This is a genomic window from Pseudomonas sp. IT-P258 (assembly GCF_949767825.1).
In the GTDB taxonomy this organism is placed as follows: Bacteria; Pseudomonadota; Gammaproteobacteria; order Pseudomonadales; family Pseudomonadaceae; genus Aquipseudomonas; species Aquipseudomonas monachiensis.
The window spans coordinates 1-286 of record NZ_CATKPU010000091.1 but is presented as its reverse complement, the minus strand read 5'-3'; the positions used below and the strand labels follow the sequence as shown (position 1 = coordinate 286).

Sequence of the window (286 nt, the reverse complement as noted above, 5' to 3'; positions counted from 1 at the left end):
ACGCAAGGATCGCCCATGAAGCGCTTTATTCAAGGTGAACATCGGGGTCAAGGCACCTTGCTTCCCGAGAGCCTCGACGATTACGTCAGCGACACTAATCCAGTGCGTGTAGTCGACGTTTTCGTCGACGAACTCAACTTGGTCTCCTTGGGTTTTGACGGCGCTATTCCCGCTGACACAGGCCGTCCTGCTTACCACCCTGCGATCCTGCTGAAGATCTATATCTACGGCTATCTCAACCGCATTCAGTCGAGCCGACGGCTGGAACGAGAAGCCCAACGCAACA

At 54.9% G+C, this 286-nt stretch carries 1 protein-coding gene; it reads left to right on the top strand.

The genetic code is table 11. The features are described from left to right. Nucleotides 1-15: 15 nt before the first annotated feature. A partial coding sequence (locus ACM6G4_RS25935; protein ID WP_414914887.1) for a transposase occupies nt 16-286 on the top strand: 271 nt, incomplete at its 3' end.